Raw genomic sequence first — 1,466 nt, 5'->3', positions numbered from 1 at the left:
GAGAGTTTCACGGCGAACCCCGCAACTGCCACGATGCAGGTCGCCCGCAGCGAAGCGGAGGGTCGCGGACATTCGGGTTGTACGTGTCAAGGACATGGGTAACAACTCAGCTCACAGACATGGGTAACACTTCAAGCTCACATAGTCCTTCTGGGGTCCTCGCACATCCTCTTCGTTGAAGCAGCCCAGTCGCACCGGCCCCAGATACACATCCCACTGGCCAGCGGCCACCTCCTGCATCCCGATCCACTGCCCCGCCAGCAGGTAGCCTATGTAGACCCGCAGCGCTCGCCAGTAGATCAGGCCGTTGTGGCTGACTCGAACTTTTTCCCAATGCTTCGGGTACTGCAGCTCCGGTAGCTTTGAGGGGTATGGCCTGACCGAGTCGCTGTAGTGCTGGGCCGGCATGCTTTGCTGCAAGGCCTCATGCGGGCGCTGCTGGTTGTAGTGCTCCACAAAGGCATCGAGCTGCATCTGCAATGCCGCTTTGTCCGCCGCAGGCTCTTTGCCCAGGGCATGCTTGAGCGTGCGGTGCATCCGCTCGTGGCGACCGTTTTGCTGTGGCTTGCCCCTCTCGATGCGCTCCGGCCTGATGCCCAGCCTTATCCACCATATCGCCAGGCGTGACAGGCCCGCCACGCCAGTAGTGGCGAACGGCGGACCGTTGTCACTGCGTATGCGCTCGGGCAGTCCGTATTGCCGAAACACCTGTTCAAAGCTGCGTTTGGCATCCTCGTAGTTGGGGCTGTCGTAGACATGCACGGCCAGCAAATAGCGGCTGGCGTGGTCCATGATGGTCAATGGATAGCACCAGTGACCATCGGCTGTCTTGAACTGGCCTTTGTAGTCTGCACTCCACACCCCATTGGGCTGCTTGCTCGTTCGCAAGGGCTGGGCCGTAGGCACCGAGCGTCTGCGTACACGCCTGCTGCAAACAAGCCCCTCAGCCTTCAGCACGTTGTAGATGGTGGTTTTGCTGGGTGTCTCCTGTGGGCCCCAACGCTGCAGGAGCAAAGCGTGCAGCTTCTTGGGCCCCATCTGTGACCTTTGCTGCGTGCGCAGCTCAATGATGGCCCGGCGCTGTGCATAGCTGATCGCCTGATTGTTCCCGTGGGGCCTGCGACTGCGCTCTTGCAATCCATCCATGCCCAGTTGGCGGTAACGCTCAACCCACTTGTAGGCCGTCTTGCGGCTGATGCCGTAGCGCCTGCACAGCTCGCTCAGCGGCGCACCACCGCGCAGGTGGTCGGCTATGAAGAGCAGTTTCTCGTCCATGGGTGCGCACTCCTTCCAGGGCATGGTGATCGCTCCTTGGCTGCTGTTGGCTCCAGCTGCCAAGCTTGGATCTGTTACCCATGTCCTTGTACTGATGTGTCACCTATGAGTGTGAGTCGTACCGGTCGCCTTCTTTGATCTGACCTTTCTTGGCGAATCAAGAAAGGGCAGTCGGCTGCCGGGCCGAGACC

At 60.4% G+C, this 1,466-nt stretch carries 1 protein-coding gene; it reads right to left on the bottom strand.

Features of this window, described 5'->3' with window-relative positions:
• Nucleotides 1–111: 111 nt before the first annotated feature.
• Nucleotides 112–1,275, bottom strand: coding sequence for an IS481 family transposase (locus SM418_RS38055; protein WP_504230356.1), 1,164 nt, complete (start codon nt 1,273–1,275; stop codon nt 112–114).
• Between the last annotated feature and the right edge of the window lie 191 nt (nt 1,276–1,466).

This window comes from Actinomadura chokoriensis (assembly GCF_041463665.1).
GTDB classification, from domain to species: Bacteria; Actinomycetota; Actinomycetes; order Streptosporangiales; family Streptosporangiaceae; genus Spirillospora; species Spirillospora chokoriensis_A.
Note: the sequence above shows the minus strand (reverse complement) of the source record. Positions and strands in the feature narration are given on the sequence as shown.

Excerpts from the sequence above, each read along its gene's own strand:
- SM418_RS38055 (WP_504230356.1), bottom strand. The coding sequence starts at position 1,275 with ATGGACGAGAAACTGCTCTTCATAGCCGACCACCTGCGCGGTGGTGCG.